Raw genomic sequence first — 19,367 nt, 5'->3', positions numbered from 1 at the left:
TGTCCGGCACCCTGACCGAACCGATGACGCCGTTCGATCTGACCGGTCCGCTGCCGGCCGAGCGCACCACCACCGTGCTGGAGGCCAGCGCCGGCACCGGCAAGACGTTCGCGCTGGCCGGCCTGGTCACCCGCTACCTGGCCGAGGGGAGGGCCCGGCTGGATCAGATGCTGCTGATCACGTTCAGCCGGTCGGCCACCCAGGAGCTGCGCGACCGGGTCCGCCGTCAGATCGTCGAGACGGTGGAGGCGTTCGACGATCCGGAGCGGGCCGCCGGCAACGAGTTGATCCGGCATCTGATCACCGGCCCGGACGCCGAGGTGCGCCGGCAACGGCTGCGGGATGCGCTGGCCGATTTCGACGCCGCGACGATCGCCACCACTCATCAGTTCTGCCAGCTGGTGCTGCGGTCGCTGGGCGTGGCCGGGGACACCGACACCGGGATGGAGCTGGTGGAGAGCCTCGACGAGCTGGTGGTCGAGATCGTCAACGACCTGTACCTGCGTCATTTCGCCGGCGACCGCGACGATCCGCTGCTCAGCTACGCCGACGCGCTGACGCTGGCGCGGGAGGTGGTCGAACATCCGGCCACCGAACTGCGGCCACGCGATCCGGAGCCGGACAGCCGCGCCGCGGTGTGCCTGGCCTTCGCCGAGGATGTGCTGGCCGAGCTGGATTCGCGGAAACGGCAGCGCCGGATCCTCGGCTACAACGATCTGCTCACCCGGCTGGCCGACGCGCTGGAGGCCGACGGCTCCCCGGCACAGCTGCGGATGCATCAGCGCTGGCCGATCGTGATGGTCGACGAGTTCCAGGACACCGACCCGGTGCAGTGGCGGGTGATCGACCGGGCGTTCTCCGGACGCTCCACGCTGGTGCTCATCGGCGACCCCAAGCAGGCGATCTACGCGTTCCGCGGCGGCGACATCATCACCTATCTGAAGGCCGCGGAAACCGCCGGCGCCCGTTACACATTGGCCACCAACTGGCGCAGCGACAGCGCGCTGGTGGACCGGCTGCAGGCGGTGCTCGGCGGCGCCGAACTCGGTGATCCGCGCATCGTGGTGCACCGCGTCGACGCCCATCACCGCGGTTCCCGGCTGGCCGGTGCGCCCTGCGGCGACCCGTTCCGGCTGCGGGTGGTGCGCCGCGCCGGCTTCGGGATCAGCGGCGCCAAGACCATCGGCATCGACACGCTGCGCAGCCACATCGGCCGGGATCTGGCCGCCGACATCTCCGCCCTGCTGGCCAGCGGTGCGACGTTCGACGGGAAACCGCTGCAGGCCGCGGACATCGCGGTGATCGTGGAGACCCACAAGGATGCCCGCGCCTGCTATGACGCGCTGTGTCAGGCCGGGATCCCGGCGGTGTACACCGGCGACTCGGACGTGTTCGGCTCGCCGGCCGCCGAGGACTGGCTGTGCCTGTTGGAGGCGTTCGATCAGCCGCACCGGCCGGGGATGGTGCGCGCCGCCGCGGCCACCATGTTCTTCGGGGAGACGGCCGAGAGCCTGGCGGCCGGCGGCGACGCGCTCACCGACCGGGTGGCCGACACGTTGCGGGAGTGGGCGGCACACGCCCGGGAACGCGGTGTCGCCGCGATATTCGAGGCGGCGAAGCTGAGCGGCATGGGTGACCGGGTGCTGTCGTGGGCCGACGGGGAACGGCACATGACCGATCTGGCGCACATCGCGCAGCTGCTGCAGGAGGCGGCGCACCGCGACCACCTCGGCCTGCCGGCGCTGCGGGACTGGTTGCGGGCCCGCCGCGAGGAGACCTCCGGCGGCGCCACCGAACGGTTCCGGCGGTTGGACACCGATGCCGCGGCGGTGCCGGTGATGACGGTGTTCGCGGCCAAGGGGCTGCAGTTCCCGGTGGTGTATCTGCCGTTCGCGTTCAATCGTCATGTCCGCAAACAGGAGTTGGTGCTCTACCACGAGGACGACGGCACCCGCTGCCTGCACATCGGCGGCAGCGACAGCCCGGACCACCCACAGGTCGCCCAGCGGGGCCGCGACGAGGACGCCAGCGACGACGGCCGGCTCACCTATGTCGCACTGACCAGGGCGCAGGCCCAGGTGGTGGCGTGGTGGGCGCCGTCCTGGGATGAACCCAACGGCGGGTTGTCCCGGCTGCTGCGGGGCCGGCGGCCCGGTGAACGTTCTGTGCCGCACCGCTGTCCGGACGACAGGATCACCGACGACCAGGCGTGGGAGCGGCTGCGGGAGTGGGAGGCCGCGGGCGGGCCGGTGCTGGAGGAGTCGCTCCCCCGGCCGGTGACCGCCCTGCCCCCGGAACCGACACCCACCGAGTTGGGCGCCCGGCATTTCCACCGCAGCATCGACACCGACTGGCGGCGCACCTCCTATTCGGGTCTGCTGCGGGCCTCGCAGTCGGACGGCGGCGTGGCGGCTTCCGGGTCACCGGGGGTGACCAGCGAGCCGGAGGTGGCCGAACTCGATGACGAGGTCGGCGAGATCCCGTTGACCCCGGCCACCGACGGCGCCGAGGTGCCGTCCCCGATGGCCGGGCTGCCCACCGGGGCGAAGCTCGGCACGCTGGTGCACGCGGTGCTGGAGACCGCCGACCCGTTCGCGCCGGATCTGGCCGCCGAACTTGCCGATCGGGTCCGCGAACACGCCGTGTGGTGGCCGGTCGATGTACCCGCCGAGGAGCTGGCGGCCGCACTGGTGCCGGTGCACGACACCCCGCTGGGGCCGTTGGCGCCCGGGCTGACGTTGCGACAGATCGGGTTGCGGGATCGGATGCGGGAGATGGAGTTCGAGTTCCCACTGGCCGGCGGGGACGCCCGCGACGCGGCGCCCGACATCCGGCTGGCCGATGTCGGCGATCTGCTCGGCGCCCACCTGCCCGAGGACGATCCGCTGGCCTGCTACGCCGAGCGGCTCACCGGCACCGGGCTGGGCAGGCAGCCGTTGCGCGGATATCTGACCGGTTCGGTCGACGCGGTGCTGCGCATCCCGGCCGGGGACGATCACCGCTATCTCGTCGTGGACTACAAGACGAACTGGCTGGGCCCGGTGGACCGACCGTTGACCGCCGCCGACTACACCCGGCCGCGTCTGGTCGAGGCGATGCTGCACTCCGACTATCCGCTGCAGGCCCTGCTGTACAGCGTTGTGCTGCACCGGTTTCTGCGGTGGCGGCTGCCGGCGTACACACCCGAGGAGCACCTCGGCGGGGTGCTGTATCTGTTCCTGCGCGGTATGTGCGGGCCGGACACCCCGGTCGTCGACGGGCATCCGGCCGGGGTGTTCAGCTGGCAGCCACCGGCCGGGCTGGTGGTGGCGCTGTCGGATCTGCTCGATGCCGGGAGGACGGCCGAATGAGCGCGCCCACCGAGATCGATGCGCTGTCGTGGCGGTTCCCGGTCGGGGCCGACGGACTGCTGCGGGAGTTCGCCGAGGCCGGCGTGATCGAGACCGCCGATGTACAGGTGGCGCGGCGGTTGTGCGAGCTCGGCGGGGAACCCGACGAGCGGGTGGCGCTGGCCGTGGCGTTGGTGGTGCGGGCGTTGCGCGGCGGGTCGGTGTGTGTGGACCTGTCGGCGGTGGCCGGGCAGATCGGGAGGCCCGAGCTGCCGTGGCCGTCGCCGTCGGCGTGGCTGGACGCCGTGGCGGCCAGCCCGCTGGTCACCGCGTCGGCGCTGCGGGTCGACGGCCGGCTGGTGTATCTGGACCGGTACTGGCGGGAGGAACAGCAGGTCTGTGAGGACGTGCTGACGCTGGTCACGGCGCGGCCCCCGGGCACCGCACCCGCCTCCGAGCGACTTTTCCCGGCCGGATACGAGGAACAGCGGGCCGCCGCGGATGTGGCCTTGTCGCAGGGGCTCACGGTGCTGACCGGCGGGCCGGGCACCGGCAAGACCACCACGGTCGCGCGGCTGCTGGCGTTGATCGCCGAGCAGGCCGCGGCGGCGGGGCGCCCACCGCTGCGGATCGCGTTGTCGGCGCCGACGGGCAAGGCCGCCGCCCGGTTGCAGGAGGCGGTGCAACTGGAGGTCGACAGGCTGGACCTGGTGGACCGGCGCCGGCTGTCCGGGTTGCAGGCGACGACTCTGCACCGGCTGCTCGGGCCGCGGCCGGATTCGTCGTCGCGGTTCCGGCATCACCGCGCGAACCGGTTGCCGCATGACGTGATCGTGGTGGACGAGACGTCGATGGTGTCGCTGACGATGATGGCGCGGCTGTTGGAGGCGGTCCGCCCGGATGCGCGGGTGCTGCTGGTGGGGGATCCGGATCAGTTGGCGTCGGTGGAAGCCGGTGCGGTGCTGGCGGATCTGGTGGACGGGTTGTCGGCCCGCTCGGACACCCGGGTGGCGGCGCTGCTGACGTCGCACCGGTTCGGCGAGTCGATCGGGGCGCTGGCGGCGGCGATCCGGGCCGGGGACGCCGATGCGGTGGTCGAGGTGTTGCGCGCCGGCGGTGAGCACATCGAGTGGGTCGACACCGAGGAGCCGGCCGAGGCGTTGCGCGCCGTGGTGGAACCGCATGCGCTGCGGCTGCGGCAGGCCGCGGTGCTGGGCGACCGGGATCGGGCGCTGGCCGCGTTGGACGAGCATCGGCTGTTGTGCGCGCATCGCCGCGGCCCGTACGGGGTGACGTATTGGAATCGGCAGACCGAGCGCTGGTTGTCGGAGGCGACCGGCGAGCCGATCTGGTCGGCCTGGTATGTCGGGCGGCCGGTGCTGGTGACCGCCAACGATTACGGGCTACGCCTCTACAACGGTGACACCGGGGTGACGGTGGCCGGTGACGACGGGCTGCGGGCGGTGATCGCCGGGGCGGCCGGGCGGGTGGAGTTCGCCACCAGCCGGCTCTCCGAGGTGGACACCATGCACGCGATGACCATCCACAAGAGTCAGGGCAGCCAGGCCGACGAGGTGACGGTGCTGCTGCCGCCGGAGGATTCCCGGCTGCTGTCGCGGGAGCTGTTCTACACCGCGGTCACCCGGGCGAAGTCGCGGGTGCGGATCGTCGGGCCGGAGGCGTCGCTGCGTCAAGCGGTGCGGCACCGGGTGGTGCGGGCCAGCGGGCTGGCCCGCCGGCTCAGTGCGTGAGGATTCGAATGTCGGGTGTGTCTCGGTGGTGTCGGGTGAGTCTTGGTGGTGTCGGGTGAGTCTTGGTGGTATCGACCGTGCGCGCTGTGCGTTGACCGTGCGCACTGTGCGTCGAAAGTGAACGGACCGCGGTGTTTCGGCCGAAATCCCGCCGCACGCGCACGCTGGGATCGCTGACCGCACCCTCACCACCGTGAACGCACGCTCAAGGCCCGGCGACGGCTGCGGGTGTCAACCCCTCAGGCGTTCAGCACATCAGACCGAGGAAGACGGCCAAGGTCATGAGTGCGATCACCAAGGCCAGCGTGGTCTGCCCCAACGATGTCGCGACCACGATGCCGGCGATGGCGCAGATGACGATCAGGACGAGCAGCGCGCCCAGTAACCACCGACCGTCGACCGACGAACCACCGGGCCGCGGGGAGACGACCTTTGATCGATCCACCGAACGATCGCGTGCACCAACCATGCCACCCTCCCTGGTGTGATCTACCTCACACCATCGTCCTATATGTGACCTGGATAATAGCCGATGCGGTGCGGGTCGTCAGCGAGTCGTGCCCCCGCCGATGCTGAAACGTCACGACCGCCGGACACGATGACATGTTCGGATCCGCCGACGACAGGGGTGTGCACTATGGATTCGATGACGCGGGGTTCGGAGACGCTGGGTTCGGGGACACGGGCTTCGGGGACACGGGCTTCGGGGCCACTGGGTCCGGGGACGAGGGCATCTGCGTTCGTGGGCCGGGTCGGCGCCCTGGCGGTGGCGCTCGGGGTCGGGGTGGCCGTCGCCACCGGTGGCACCGCAGTGGCCTGGGCCGACAGCGGCTCGACCGCGTCATCGAGCTCGTCGCAGGACAGCTCTTCGAAGTCAAACCCCGCCCAGACCCGGTCGAGCGCCAAGTCCGGCATCGGGTCCGGGGCCGGCTCGGGCCCGGGGAGCCGGCTGGACCGCCCGGCGTCACGGGCGCCTCTCGGTGGATCGGGTGCTGATTCGTCGGCCACCGAGCAGACCGGTGCGGTGTCATCGGGGACCTCAGCGTGGAGATCAGCGGGGATGCCAGCGGGGACGTCACTCACCGGCCGGCTGGCTGATTCGGTGCGGGATGCGGTCAAGCCGTGGCGGCCCGCCACCACACGATCGACTGACCCCACCCCCGTCGAGACTCCCGCCGAGGCGAACCCCGAGGCGCAGCCCGACGCTCACGCCGGCTCCCCCGGTGAGTCCACCGCCCCGGAGACTCAGCCGGCACCGTCGAGCCGCGGCATCCGCAGCATGACCGCGGTGCTGCCGGACACCGAATCGACGAACACCGAATCGACGAACACCGAATCGACGGTGCAGCACGACGACTCCGAGCGGCGGAGCTCTCTCCGCAGCACCGCGGCCTCGGTACCCGAACTGTCGACCCCGGTTCGGCTTGCCGATGCCACCGCGGTCCGCGCGCTCGCCGAGCGCCTCACCGAGCGACGCTCGGTCACGCTGGAGTCGGTCCGCGCCTTCACCGACGTCGCCGCGACGACGGCGCTCACCTCCGCGGCGAGTGTGGCCGCGGCAACTGTCGAACCGGTCGCCCTCATCACCGCCGCACCCGAGGCCACACCGGCTGTCGACGCCGAGCAGCCGGCGGCGCCCCGGCTGGTGACCGGGCTGTTGGCGGCGGTGGGGTTGGCGCCGTTCACGGCCAACAGCCCACTGGCCCCGACACAGTCGACGCCGCTGCTGGCGTTGCTGGGCTGGGCCCGCCGCGAAACCGACCGCGCCTACACGCAACAGGCGCGCTCGCTGGTGACGGCGCGTCCGGCCGTGGTGTCCACCGCCGCGGTGGTGGATCCGCTGCCCGCCGACCTCATCGGGGAGACCGAGAGGATCGGCCGCATCACCGGTCCCGGCATCACCGACGGACCCAACCGTCTCAACATCTACGGCACCGACCTCGGAATCATGTGGGACATGGGCGAATGGCGCGGTCAGCGTGCCGTCCATGTGGTGTTCGGCGACACCTTCTCGGGGCCCAACATGTCCGGCGACTGGATCTCGAACGCGATCATGATCAGCACCTCCCGGACGCTGTACGAGAATCCGGCCGGGTTCCTCGAACAGACCGGCCCGGCGTTCCAGTTCATCCCGGGTGGACAGCTCTTGAGCTGGTTCTTTCCCGCCGAGGTGACGGTCATCCCGACCGCAGGTGTGCATGCCAACGGCACCCAGTACGTCAACTACATGTCGGTGCGGCAATGGGGAGTGCCGGGCTCGTGGACCACGAACTTCTCGGCGATCTCGCGGTACGACCAGGCCACCGACACCTGGGTGACGGTGCCGTCGTCGGTCCGCTCGGCGGGCTGGCTGCGGTCGTCCACGCCGTATCGCGCGGGGGATCAGAACTTCCAGCAGATGGCCTATGTGCTGCAACCCGTGGATCAGGTCGGCGAGGACGGGGTCCGCTATGTGTACGCGTTCGGCACCCCGTCCGGCCGGCAGGGGTCGGTGCATCTGTCACGGGTGCCCGAGGAGCACATCACCGATGTGAGCAAGTACGAGTACTGGGACGGCAACGCATGGGTCAGCAGCGCCGCGCACGCCGCTCCGATCATCGGCGAATCCACCCGGTCGGCCGGCCTGTTCGGCTTCATCATCGACTGGGCCAACGACCCGAATGTGTTCGGCGGCTACCTCGGCGGGCTGTTCGGCGCCAAGACCGGCGGCAACGTCGGTGAGATGTCGGTGCAGTACAACGAATATCTGGGCAAGTACGTGATCCTGTACGGCAACGGCAGGACCAACAACATCGAGATGCGGATCGCCGACAGTCCCGAGGGCCCGTGGTCGGATCCGATCATCCTGGCGACGCCGCAGCAGTATCCCGGCCTGTACGCCCCGATGATCCACCCGTGGTCGGGCACCGGCTATCTGCTCGACGAAAATGGCGACCCGGACCCCGAATCGCTGTACTGGAACATGTCGATGTGGGGTCCGTACAACGTGTACCTGATGCAGACGGACCTCTCGTCGCTGGTGGAGGTCTGACCGTCGTCGGCACCTGGCGGCGGGGCAGAATTGCGGTCGCCATGACCGAACCGTCGCCGCCCGCCAGTCGGTGGCCGCACATCCTGCGGCTCGCCGCGTTCGCCGGGTTCCTGTTCACCCTGTTCTATCTGGTCGCGGTGGTCCGGGTGATCGACGTCGACGGGGTGCGCGGCGCGATCGCGGCGGCGGGCCCGGTGGCGCCGCTGGTCTACGTGGTGGTGTCGGCGGTGCTCGGCGCGGTATTTGTGCCGGGCCCGATTCTGGCGGCCGGCAGCGGACTGCTGTTCGGCCCGCTGCTGGGCACCTTCGTCACCCTGGGCGCGACGGTGGGCACGGCGACGGTCAGCTGCCTGCTGGGCCGCCGCGCCGGCCGCAGCAGTGCCCGCGCCCTGCTCGGAACCGATCGGGCGGACCGCCTCGATGCGCTGATCGACCGGCGCGGGTTGTGGGCCGTCGTCGGGCAGCGGTTCATTCCCGGCGTGTCGGATGCGATGGCGTCGTATGCGTTCGGCGCATTCGGCGTTCCGTTGTGGCAGATGGCGGTTGGCGCATTCATCGGATCGGCGCCGCGGGCGTTCGTCTACACCGCGCTCGGCGCGTCGATCGGTGACCTGTCGGCGCCGTTGGCCTACACCGCGATCGCGGTGTGGTGTGTGATCGCCATCGTCGGAGCGTTCGCCGCGCGGCAGGGCTTCCGCAGCTGGCAGGCGACCGCGCGTCCTCGCGACGTCCGGCCGTAACGACGTCGGCTCCAGCGACGATGACCCTTACAGCAACGTCGGTTTCGCCAGTCGCGGAGGACGCATGGGCAACGGGTGGAAGAGCGTCGCAGCGGCAGTGACTTTCGCGGTCATGCTGGCTCTCGGCGCGGAGCTCTCGATCGCACCGGCCGCCGCACAGCCGGCCACCGCTGCGGTGAAGGACTTCTCCAAACCGGCCATCGTGGTGCTCGGTTACGGGCTGAATCCGGACGGCACCATGCGTCCCCTGCTGCGTCGCAGGGTGCTGGCGGGGCTGACTGTCGCGCAGTTCTTTCCGCAGTCGCCGATCATCGTGACCGGCGGCAATCCCCGCAACGGCGTCACCGAGGCGGCGGCCATGCGCCGGATGTTGTTGATGCTCGGTTTCCCCGATCACCGGATCATCGTCGAGGACCGCGCCAACAGCACGGTGCAGAACGCCCGGTTCTCGGTGCCGCTGGCCGAACAGGCCGGAGCGACGGGCATCATCCTGGTGACCTCATCGACGCACCAGGGCCGCGCCGACCGGAACTTCGCCGACGAGGGCGCGAACATCCTTGCCACCGTGAGCTATCCGGACGGCAGCCCGGAGGTCAACGTCGTTCAGTTCACCCGGGATGTGATCAGCCCGTTCGTCAACGTCGGGTAGCTCACCAGAGCACCGCGACCGCGGCGGCCGCGAACGACAGCACGCCGGCGGTCACGAACAGCGGCCGGGGCACCGGGTTGCCGGTCCGGCGCTGATGTGCGCCACCGATGCCGAGCACCGCGCCGAGTGCGACGAGGAGGACCAGCTTCAGCCCGATCTTCGGGTAGTTCAGCACGATGCCGGCGGGCCACGGGGCCGCCAACGCCAGCCCGGTGATCAGCGACAGCAGCAGGCCGTAATCCATCAGCCGGGTGGTACGGAACCGTCGCGCCACCGCCTCTGCCGTCCAGGCGCCGAAGGTCACCGCGAAGCCGACGATGTGCAGCAAGACAACTACATCGCGTAGTAGTTCCATGCCCCCGAGCCTACGCCAGGTGTGTCGGTGCGTCGTCGTACGGTCAGGCCATGGCGACGGCAAAGGGGGGGAGCCGGCGGTAGCGGCGTCGCGTTCGTGGCGGCGCTGGCGCTGGTCATCTGCTTGATGGTGGAGTTCTTCTGGTGGGTGCTCGGGGCGGCCGTGCTGGTCGGCGTGGTTTTCGCAGTCCGCAGACTGGCGCCGCGGATCCGGGGGCGTCTGGACGACGCCGCCGAGCGCCGGGCCGAGCTGGCCCGCCGCGCCGATGAGCAGCACCGCTGGATCATCCACGGCGACGACCGGGGCGTCTACGGCCCGGACGGCGCCGACGCCATGCGCAAGGTCTCCCCGCCCCCGCCGGCGGCGGCGTTCCTCGACGAGCCTCCGCCGGATTTCCCGGAGGTGGCCTCGGTCGTTCACTCCTGGTTCGAGCTGACCGAGCTGCTCGAGAAGAAGCCGCCGTGCTGGCGGTGGGCCGCGTTCGCCTCGGTGCTGGTACAGCGGCGGGCACCGCTGCAGGACCGGCTGCGTGACAGCGCGCTGGGTTTCACCAAGCCCACCGGAGAGCGCCTGATCACCGGGTGGGAGGTCGGCGGGTTCATCGCCGAACTTCTCGACGACTTCATATTGCTGATCGACGGCGTGGAGAGTTTCATGCGCACCCCGGCGTTCACCAACATGTTCGGCGCGCCCGGCGATGAGGGCACCGCCGATGCGGACGGCATCGTGCACACCGCGCACCGGCTGATGGACTATCACGACCGGTTCCTCGCGCTGTCGGAACGCTGCCGGGAAGCGCACGCGGCCAGCCGCTACATCGAGCTGCTGAAGGACTGCGCCCGGCTCACCGACGCGCCGTTGCGGGGCTTCCAGCGGTTCATCGACGATTTCGTGGCCCGGGTCGAGGAGATGCCGGTTCTGCTGCGCTACGCGACCGGCACCGTCGAGGTGGAACCGATCGTCCTGCACATCGACTCCGACGACGCACTGCTGAGACGGATCGTCAAGCAGATCAACAAGATCCCGAACAACTGAACGCTCCCCGGTTCGTTCACGCCGCGGCGATCCGGTGGACGACACTCCGGCGGGTGCGCGTCGATCACCGTGTGGCCGCGCCATACTGGAGCCGTGCCCGAACTCAACGTCCTCGGTGGGCCGCTGCAGGTGTGCGGCACGGAGCCGATGACCGGCTTCTACCGGGACGGCTGCTGCTCCACCGGCCCGCAGGATCTGGGCCGGCACACGATCTGCGCGGTCGTCACCGCGGAATTCCTCGCACATCAGCGCGCGATCGGCAACGATCTGTCCACGCCGCGGCCCGAGTATCGGTTCCCGGGCCTGACCCCCGGCGACCGCTGGTGCGTCACCGCGTTGAACTGGCTGCGCGCCTACGAGGACGGCTACGCGGCGCCGGTGGTGCTGGCCGCCACCCACGAAGCCACCCTCGAGGTGGTGCCGCTGGAGGCGCTGCAGAAGTACGCCGTCGACGTGCCCGACGATCCCAGCGGCCTCTGACCGAGGTCCTCCCCCAGCCCCGGTGGGGCGGGTACCGGCCCACCGACAGGATCCGTCGAGCGGGCCGGGGCTAGAGTGCGGCCATGTCCGGGATCGTTGTCACCGACGAATTCCGCCACGCACTCGATCTGCTCGCCGGCGGCAGCAACCTGTTCCTCACCGGTAAGGCCGGCACCGGCAAGTCGACGCTGATCCGGCTGTTCATGGCCGAGACCGACCGCAATGTCGTCGTGGTGGCACCCACCGGGATCGCCGCGCTCAATGTCGACGGTCACACCATCCACCGGCTGTTCGGGTTCCGCACCACCACGACCCTCGACGACGTCCGGTCCGGCGGCTACCGGCCGGGCCGGTTCACCAGGACGCTGGCGTCGCTGCAGACGCTGATCATCGACGAAGCGTCGATGCTGCGCGCCGACGTGTTCGACATGGTGGCGGCCGCCCTGGGGCGCTACGGCCCGCAGCCGGGCGCACCGTTCGGCGGGGTGCAGGTCGTGCTGGTCGGCGATCTGTATCAGCTGCCGCCGGTGGTCAACGAGCACGAGGCGGTGTTCTTTTCCGGCGCACCGTATTACGAGACGCCGTACTTCTTCTCGGCGCACTCGTTCCGGCGCGGGGACTTCCCCACCGTGTCGCTGACGACGGTGTTCCGCCAGCTCGGGGACGACCGGATGACCGCGATCCTCAACGAGATCCGCGAAGGTGTGCTGCTCGGCCACGCGCAGGAGCAGCTCAACGCCCGCGCCGACAAGGATTTTGTGCCGCCCGACGACGAGTTCTGGTTGACGCTGGCGCCGACCAACCGGCTGGTGACGGCCCGCAACCGCCAACAGCTGGAGCGGCTGCCCGGGGACGAGATGACCCACCACGCCCGCACCTCCGGTGATCTATCGTTGTTCGACCCGCCGGTCGAGGAGACGCTGCGGTTCAAGGTCGGCGCGCAGGTGATGATGCTCAACAACGACCCGTTCAACCGCTGGGTCAACGGCAGCGTCGGCCGGGTGGTCGGGGTGGGCTACGACCGGCACGGCGCGGTCGTGGAGGTGGAGTTCCGCGACGGGTCGGTCGCCGAGGTGGCGCCCTACACCTGGGAGGCCACCCGGCCGGTGGTGTCCGGTTCGTCGCTGGGCCGGCAGGTCGTCGGCTCCTACACCCAGCTGCCGTTCAAGCCGGCGTGGGCGATCACCATCCACAAGAGCCAGGGCCAGACCCTGGACCGGGTGATCGTCGACCTGTCCGGCGGGATGTTCTCGACCGGCCAGCTGTATGTGGCGCTGAGCCGCTGCACGTCGTTGTCCGGGCTGGTGCTCCGGCGCCCGGTGCTGCCGAAGGATCTGAAGACCGACCGGCGGGTCGCCCGGTTCCTGCGCACCTCGGGCGGTGGGCCGGGTGCCCGGCGCTACTGCGCGCTCGGGCTGTTGACGGTCGGGGACGAGGGGCGGATGTCGCGGCCACGGCCGGTGGAGCTGGCGGTGGCGTTCGACGACGGCACCGCCATCAGCACGTTGATCAACCCGCAGCGCGATCTCGCCGATGCGCGAACGGCGTTCGGGATCAGCGTGTCCGATGTGTTGCTGGCGCCCACGCTGGCCGAGGCGTGGGCCGTGATCGCGCCGATGCTGGCCGGCTGCACCCCGGTCGGGGCCGGGGTGGACGAGCAGCTGGGCCTGGTCGACTTCGAGCTCAAACGGCTCGGCCATGTGACGGCGATGCCGTTGGGGGTCGAGCTGCGCGGGGCGCGGATCACCGGCCGCACCGCACTGGAGCGGGCCCGGTCGGCGTTGGCCGCGCACCGCGGGCTCGACGGGGAGGACGGGTCGTCGGCGTTCGACGAACCGGAATCGGTGGCGTCGTCGGGACTTCTGCTCAGCCGTGACCCCGAGGTGCCGACCCCGGCGGCCGAGCACCTGCCGGGATTGTCGGCACTGCTGCGGGTCAGCCGCGACGTCAGCGCGGTGCTGCTGGGCGAGCCCGCCCCGGCGCACGACCTGGACTCGTCGTGGGATGCCGCGGCCCGGCAGGCGGTGGCCGATCAGCTGCGGGCCGCGGCCGCGCGGGTGGCGCTGCCGGCCGAGGTGGCGGCGCGGCTGGGCGAGGCGGGCCGGCTGCTGGGCGTGCGGTTCGACATCGCGGCGGCCGACGGGCAGCGTCCCGACATCGCGGCCGTGCTGACACCCGGTGCGCGGATCTGTTTCACCGGCACCGTGCAGGACGACACCGGTCGCACCGTCGAGCGCGAGGAGATGGAGAAGCTGGCCGCGTCGGCGGGGTTGACCCCGGTGAAGAACGTGACGAAGACCCGCTGCGATGTGCTGGTCACCGCCGAGGTCGGCACCCAGTCCGGAAAGGCCCGCAAGGCCGCCGAATACGGTAAGCCGGTGTTCTGCGCCGACGAGTTCTTCGCCTGGCTCAACGCCCGCTGACGGTTCAGGTGTCGGTGGCGTCGCGGTGGTGGAAGTGCCGCCACAGCCGCGCGCCGCCCGCGATGGCCACCAGCAGGCCGACACCGCCGATCACGATGCCGGTGAACAGTGACAGGAACATCGGGTCGACGGTGTCGCCCGTCGTGCCGGGCCCGAACATTCCGCCCACCAGGAAGCCGAACAGCGGAGCCAGCACGGCGACGGCCGTGCCCAGCATCATGCCCCACATGCCGGGCGGGGTGGGTTCGAGCACCACGGGACGACCGTCACCTGAAGCCCTGTCGTCTGGAACCCTGTCATCTGGAGCCCTGTCATCTGGGGCTCTACCGAGGCCGGGGTCGGCGCCGGTGTCGGGTTCGTCCACGCCCGGCTCGGGTGCGGTGCTACTCATCGGATCTCACCCTCCTGATGTGGGGAACGCCGTCGCCCGGGGCGTCCTGCTGCAGTCCCTCGGCCCGGATCCGGCGCACCCCTTCGACGAACGGGCCGATGATGTCGATGGGCAACGGGAACACCACGGTGGAGTTCTGATCCGCACCCAGTTCGAGCAGGGTCTGCAGATAACGCAGTTGCAGCGACGCCGGACTCTCGCTGAGGGTCACCGCGGCGTCGCGGAGTTCGGCCGACGCCTGCAGTTCGCCGCGCGCACTGATCACCTTCGCCCGTCGTTCCCGTTCCGCCTCGGCCTCCCGGGCCATCGCGCGCTGCATCATCTCGGGGATCTCGACGTCCTTGATCTCCACGACCTCCACCCTGATCCCCCACGGCTCGGTCTGCCTGGCGATCGAGGCGGCCAGGTCCTCGTTGAGGTCGGCGCGGTGCGCGAGCAGGGTGTCGAGGTCGGCGCGCCCCACCACCGACCGCAGCGTGGTCTGGGCGATCTGCGATGTCGCGACCGCGAAGTTCTCCACCGCCATCACCGATTTCACCGGATCGGTCACCCGGAACAGCACGACGGCGTTGACGCGGGCCGTCACGTTGTCGCGGGTGATGACCTCCTGCGGTGGGATGGTCAGGGTCACCGTGCGCAGGTCGACGCGCACCATCTTGTCGATGCCGGGCAGCACGACGACGATGCCGGGGCCGAGCGGTCCGCGCAGCCGGCCGAGTCGGAACGCCACCCCGCGCTCGTACTCCTTGACGATCCGCAGCGAGGCGACGGCCACCGCCGACACCACCACCGCGAGGACGATGACGACTGCCGGCCACCCGCTCATCAGAACACCTCTCGCGACTGGCCATCCGGTCGGCGATCCGACGCGTAGGAAGTGCGGCGGCGGGATTCCGCCTCGGCCAACCGCTTCCGTTCCTCGAGGTTGTCGTCAAGTGACCGGAACACCACTCCGGCGGGGACGGCCGGCGTGCGGCGCAGGTGTGACCACAGCGGCAGCGACAGCAGTCCGGCCGCCAGCGCACACCCGGCCAACAGCAGCGCCTCGGGCGCGGTGTCGGCCGCCGGTGCCGCGGCCAGCGGCCAGATCACCGCGATCACACTGACGGCACAGGCGATTCCGCGGTGGAAGCGTGCGGCCTCCGAGGCCGGCCAGCTGTCCACCGCGCGGCTCACCTCGCGGCCGTCGTCGGAACCGGTGCAGGTGTGCTTGACCGGGCAGGCGTTGCAGATCGACGGCCGACCGCGGTACCGCATGACCCGGTTGTCCGGATCGAACGAGGTCGGCCACAACCACTGGTCCTGCGGGCACAGCCACGCGTCGTGGTCCTCGTGGTAGACGAACCCGCCGGTGCGGTGCTGCTCGACCTTGGCCGCCGCCCGGCGGGCGAAAGTGTCGATGCCGTAGGCGATCACGACGAGCAGTCCGGAGTAACCGATCGCCAGCCACGCGCCGGCGCCGATGTCCGCGGTCACGGCCCGCCCCTCGGCTCGGCGTCGGGGGTGACCCGGCGGTCGGAGGCGTAGCGGCTGGTGGCGGCGACCGCCAGCCCGGTGCGGTCCTCGGCGGCCTCGGCGTGCTCCTCGACGAACAGTGTCTCGGGCGGCAGCGTGTGGGTGGTCGCCCTGATCCCGTACCGGACGCCCAGCCAGGCGATCCACAGGAACGGCAGCACGCCGCCGAGGATGAACAGGAAGTCCCCGGGCAGGCGCAGCCATTCCAGCACCGCGTTCCCGGTCTGGGTGAGATAGCCCAACGTGCGGGCCTCGTAGTAGCCGTCGTTGACCGAGTGCCACAGCTGCAGCACGCCCAGCGGCAGCAGGGTGGCGAACACCATCCATGCCAGCCCGATGTTGAGGCTCCAGAACGACACCTTGGCCAGTTTGTCGGGCCAGCGTTGCGCCGGGATGATGTAGCGCAACGCGAACAGCGCCAGCCCGACGGCGAGCATGCCGTAGACGCCCATCATCGCGCCGTGCGCGTGGTTGGCGGTCAGCGCGGTGCCGATCTGGTAGTAGGACACGACCGGCAGGTTGATCAGGAATCCGAACACCCCGGCGCCCAGGAAGTTCCAGAAGCCGACCGCGACCAGGAACATCACCGCCCACCGGTGTGGGAACGGGGCGCGGCTGCGCGACTGTTGCCGCGAGCCGAGCTGCAGGAACGTCCACGCCTCGACGGTGAGGAAGGTCAGCGGGATGACCTCCATCGCGGAGAAGAACGCGCCGAGGGCCATGTGTTCGACGGGTGTGCCGGAGAAGTACAGGTGGTGCATGGTGCCGATGACGCCGCCCGCCGAGTAGAGGATGACGTCGAGGAAGATCAACTGGATGGCGATCTTGCGGCGCACCACGCCGAGCATCACGAAGATGTAGGCGACCATGACCGTGGTGAACAGTTCGAGGAAGTCCTCGACCCACAGGTGCACCACCCAGAACCGCCAGAACTCGGCCACCGTCAGATGCGTCTGGGTGGTGGCGAGCATGCCGACCGCGTAGAACGCCGGGATGGCCAGGCCGGCGTACAGGAACAGCCACGGCATGTTCAGTTTGCTCTCGGTCCTCAGCCGGGAGCGGATCGAGCGGAAGATGATCGCGATCCACAGGAACAGCCCGACGACGAGCAGGATCTGCCAGAACCGCGGCAGGTCGAGGTATTCCCACTGTTGGTCGAAGAAGATGGAGCCCTTGGCCCACTCGACGCCGAAGGTGCTCAGCGCGGTACCGGTGAGGGTGCCCGCGACGACGACGAACAGCGCGCCGAGCAGCCCGTAGGCCAGCCAGGACTGCCGTCGCGGTTCCCGCCCGGAGATGATCGGCGCCAGGAAGATGCCCGCCGCCAGGAACGCGGCCGCCGTCCACAGCAGCGACAGCTGCACGTGCCAGGTGCGGGCGAGGTTGAACGGCAGGATCCGCGCGAGGTCCAGCCCGAAGAAGCTGCTGAGGTCGGCGCGGTAGTGCTCGATGGCGCCGCCCAGCACCGCCTGGCCCAGGAACAGCACGGCGACGACGAGGAAGAACCACGCGGTCGCTTTCTGGGACGGCGTGATCGCCACCTCGCCGGGTTGCCGGAACGCCAGCGACGGGGTTTCAGCGGCATGCCAGCCGATTCTGCGGCTCCAGCGTCCGTAGAGCGCGAACAACGCGCCGAGCCCGGCCAGCAGCGCGACCAGCGACATCGCCGACCAGACCAGGATGTCGGCGGTCGGGGTGTTGTTGACGCGCTGTTCGGGTGGCCAGTTGTTGGTGTAGGAGTAGGCGTGTCCCTCCCGCTGCGCCGCGCTGGCCCAGGCCGTCCAGCTGAAGAACGCTGTGAGGTCGTGAATTTCCTGCGGGTCGGTGATGACCCGCGGGATCAGGCCGTATTCGGTGGAGTCGGTGCCGAAGACGTCGGCGTAGTGGTCGCGGATCGCCTCGAACGCCTCGACCTGCTCGGCGGTGAACTGCAGTGTCCCGGTGGCCTCGTCGTAGCGGTTGGTGCGCATCATCTCGACGACGGCCGTGGTCGGATCCGGCACGCCGCGGTCGCGCAGTGCGTCGGCGACGCGGTCGGCGGACAGCCGCAGGTATTCCGCGGTGTAGTCGGGACCGAGGTAGCCGCCGTGGCCCACCACCGAGCCGTACTGCTGCAGGCCGCGGCGCAGGAAAATCTGCTGCCCCGAGGTGATCTCCTGCTCGGTGAAGACGGTCTCGCCGGTGGGGCCGACGACCCGTTGCGGCAGCGGCATGGAGTCGCTGTAGGTCCGCGCGGCGAGCAGCCCCATGACCAGGAAGCCGAACACGAAGACCAGGGCGACGCCCTGCACCCAGCCCTTTGAGATGGCAAGCTCTGTCTTGGTCGCAGACCCGGTGGACCGCTCGGCCATTGCACACCCCCGCGGGATTCACGATCGCGCGCCCTTGCAGGGAAGGTAGACCAATCCGGCGGTCCTCGCCGCGGAATGGCATTCCCGGCGTTGATCTGCCGGATCACCGCCCTGGCTTCTCCCACGGCGTCGGCTCAGGCGTCGAGCACAATGGGCGACGTGCCCGCCGCCACCTTCGCCTCCGACAATGCCGCCCCTGCCCATCCCCGCGCGCTCGCAGCGCTGCACGAGGTCAACACGGGCGCCGTGGCGGCCTACGGCCACGACGAGGTCACCGAACAGGCCGTCGACACCCTGCGGTCGGTGTTCGACTCCCCCGACGCCGAGGTGCTGTTCACCTTCACCGGCACCGCCGCCAATGTCATCTCGCTGACCTCGGCGGTGCGGCCGTGGCAGGAGATGCTGTGCAGCGACATCGCTCACGTGCTGCTCGACGAGGCGGGCGGCCCGGTGCGGCTGTCCGGCGCGCAGCTGACCCCGCTGCCCAGCGTCGACGGGCTGATCTCGCCGGCGGAGCTGGACCGGCGGGTGACGCGGCGCGGACCGGTGCACCACTCCCAGCCGCGCCTCGTCAGCATCACCCAGTCCACCGAGAACGGCCGGGTGTGGCCGGCGGAGACGATCGCCGAGTTCGTCGACCACGCCCACCGGCTGGATCTGCTGGTCCACGTCGACGGCGCACGGATCGCCAATGCGGTTGCCGCCCTCGATGTCTCCCCGTCGCAGGCGATCGGTGACGCCGACATCGTGACCGTCGGCGGCACCAAGAACGGGATGGTGTTCGGGGATGCGATCCTGGTGCGCCGCCCGGCGCACTTTCCGGGGATCGACTACGTGCAGAAGCAGATCGGGCAACGCGCCAGCAAACAACGCTTCATCGCCGCGCAGTTCCGGGAGTTCTTCGCCGACGGGCTGTGGCTGGACACCGCGCGGCACGCCAATGCGATGGCGGCCCGGCTCAGCGCCGGCCTGACCGCGCTGGGGTTGCGGTTGGCGAGCCCGACCGACGCCAACGAGGTGTTCGTCACGCTCGATCCCGGGGTGCAGCGGCGGTTCAGCGAGCTCTACGCGGTGCACCGGCCCGATCCTCTCGAGCCGGTGGTGCGGTTCGTGTGCTCATGGGCGACCACCGAACGCGACGTCGACGCTGCGCTGGCGACGCTGCGCGATCTGCTGTAACAGCCCCCCGACGGCCCGCGACGGGCCCGCGAGCGTCCGTGTCTGCACACCTTCCACCGGCGTGTCGCCGTGCAAACCCGGACGCTCGCGCCGTGGTGAGTGGCGGGTGGAGCCGGCGCGCTATCTTGGACCGTCTGA

15 protein-coding genes are annotated in these 19,367 nt (G+C 70.3%); 9 read left to right on the top strand and 6 right to left on the bottom strand.

What is annotated here, in order from left to right:
* Positions 1-23 precede the first annotated feature (23 nt).
* Together recB and recD are read left to right on the top strand one after the other, a co-directional pair.
* Positions 24-3,350, top strand: coding sequence for an exodeoxyribonuclease V subunit beta (gene recB / locus CKW28_RS04115; protein WP_040547569.1), 3,327 nt, complete (start codon positions 24-26; stop codon positions 3,348-3,350).
* On the top strand, positions 3,347-5,080 hold the full coding sequence (recD, locus tag CKW28_RS04110) for an exodeoxyribonuclease V subunit alpha (RefSeq protein WP_003925971.1): 1,734 nt from the start codon (positions 3,347-3,349) through the stop codon (positions 5,078-5,080). The genes recB and recD overlap by 4 nt, the downstream gene beginning before the upstream one ends.
* Before the next feature lie 247 nt (positions 5,081-5,327).
* On the opposite strand, the gene CKW28_RS04105 is transcribed toward recD, so the two are convergent.
* Entirely contained in the window at positions 5,328-5,525 is a 198-nt protein-coding gene (locus CKW28_RS04105; protein ID WP_003925970.1) for a hypothetical protein, read from the bottom strand.
* 615 nt (positions 5,526-6,140) lie between these two features.
* Between CKW28_RS04105 and CKW28_RS04100 the strand changes: the two genes are divergently transcribed.
* The 3 genes from CKW28_RS04100 (at position 6,141) to CKW28_RS04090 (ending at position 9,500) form a co-directional block, all read left to right on the top strand.
* Positions 6,141-8,111 carry a glycoside hydrolase family 183 protein gene (locus CKW28_RS04100; RefSeq protein WP_234785011.1) on the top strand — a complete coding sequence of 657 codons (1,971 nt, stop codon included), beginning with the start codon at positions 6,141-6,143 and terminating at the stop codon, positions 8,109-8,111.
* A 41-nt stretch (positions 8,112-8,152) separates the two neighbouring features.
* On the top strand, positions 8,153-8,851 hold the full coding sequence (locus tag CKW28_RS04095) for a TVP38/TMEM64 family protein (protein ID WP_003925968.1): 699 nt from the start codon (positions 8,153-8,155) through the stop codon (positions 8,849-8,851).
* Between the two features lie 112 nt (positions 8,852-8,963).
* Entirely contained in the window at positions 8,964-9,500 is a 537-nt protein-coding gene (locus CKW28_RS04090; RefSeq protein ID WP_435405811.1) for a YdcF family protein, read from the top strand.
* Position 9,501: 1 nt separating this feature from the next.
* Here the strand turns inward: CKW28_RS04090 and CKW28_RS04085 are convergent, their stop codons facing one another.
* Complete coding sequence (locus CKW28_RS04085; RefSeq protein ID WP_040547069.1) at positions 9,502-9,855, bottom strand: Fe-S protein; 354 nt, start codon at positions 9,853-9,855, stop codon at positions 9,502-9,504.
* Between the two features lie 96 nt (positions 9,856-9,951).
* On the opposite strand from CKW28_RS04085, the gene CKW28_RS04080 reads away from it, so the two are divergent.
* From CKW28_RS04080 to CKW28_RS04070, 3 genes are all read left to right on the top strand, one after another.
* Positions 9,952-10,890, top strand: a complete 939-nt coding sequence (locus CKW28_RS04080; protein ID WP_003925965.1) for a hypothetical protein — start codon at positions 9,952-9,954, stop codon at positions 10,888-10,890.
* 93 nt (positions 10,891-10,983) lie between these two features.
* Positions 10,984-11,370: a DUF2237 family protein gene (locus CKW28_RS04075; protein WP_003925964.1), complete on the top strand. Its 387-nt coding sequence runs from the start codon at positions 10,984-10,986 to the stop codon at positions 11,368-11,370.
* Between the two features lie 83 nt (positions 11,371-11,453).
* The gene (locus tag CKW28_RS04070; RefSeq protein ID WP_003925963.1) at positions 11,454-13,793 is read left to right on the top strand and encodes an AAA family ATPase; all 2,340 of its coding nucleotides are present in this window, start codon (positions 11,454-11,456) and stop codon (positions 13,791-13,793) included.
* Positions 13,794-13,797: 4 nt separating this feature from the next.
* Here the strand turns inward: CKW28_RS04070 and CKW28_RS04065 are convergent, their stop codons facing one another.
* The 4 genes from CKW28_RS04065 to CKW28_RS04050 form a co-directional block, all read right to left on the bottom strand.
* Positions 13,798-14,049, bottom strand: a complete 252-nt coding sequence (locus tag CKW28_RS04065; protein ID WP_003925962.1) for a hypothetical protein — start codon at positions 14,047-14,049, stop codon at positions 13,798-13,800.
* A 127-nt stretch (positions 14,050-14,176) separates the two neighbouring features.
* Positions 14,177-15,010 (bottom strand): slipin family protein, encoded by an 834-nt coding sequence (locus tag CKW28_RS04060; protein WP_003925961.1) that lies wholly within the window; start codon positions 15,008-15,010, stop codon positions 14,177-14,179.
* The gene (locus CKW28_RS04055) at positions 15,010-15,660 is read right to left on the bottom strand and encodes a hypothetical protein (protein WP_003925960.1); all 651 of its coding nucleotides are present in this window, start codon (positions 15,658-15,660) and stop codon (positions 15,010-15,012) included. Before CKW28_RS04055 ends, CKW28_RS04060 begins: the two co-directional genes overlap by 1 nt.
* The gene (locus CKW28_RS04050) at positions 15,657-18,050 is read right to left on the bottom strand and encodes a nitric-oxide reductase large subunit (RefSeq protein WP_003925959.1); all 2,394 of its coding nucleotides are present in this window, start codon (positions 18,048-18,050) and stop codon (positions 15,657-15,659) included. Before CKW28_RS04050 ends, CKW28_RS04055 begins: the two co-directional genes overlap by 4 nt.
* A gap of 150 nt (positions 18,051-18,200) precedes the next feature.
* Between CKW28_RS04050 and CKW28_RS04045 the strand changes: the two genes are divergently transcribed.
* Entirely contained in the window at positions 18,201-19,229 is a 1,029-nt protein-coding gene (locus CKW28_RS04045) for a threonine aldolase family protein (RefSeq protein ID WP_003925958.1), read from the top strand.
* The last annotated feature ends 138 nt before the right edge of the window (positions 19,230-19,367 follow it).

It is taken from the genome of Mycolicibacterium thermoresistibile (assembly GCF_900187065.1).
In the GTDB taxonomy this organism is placed as follows: domain Bacteria; phylum Actinomycetota; class Actinomycetes; order Mycobacteriales; family Mycobacteriaceae; genus Mycobacterium; species Mycobacterium thermoresistibile.
This window is presented reverse-complemented; position numbering and strand designations above follow the sequence as displayed.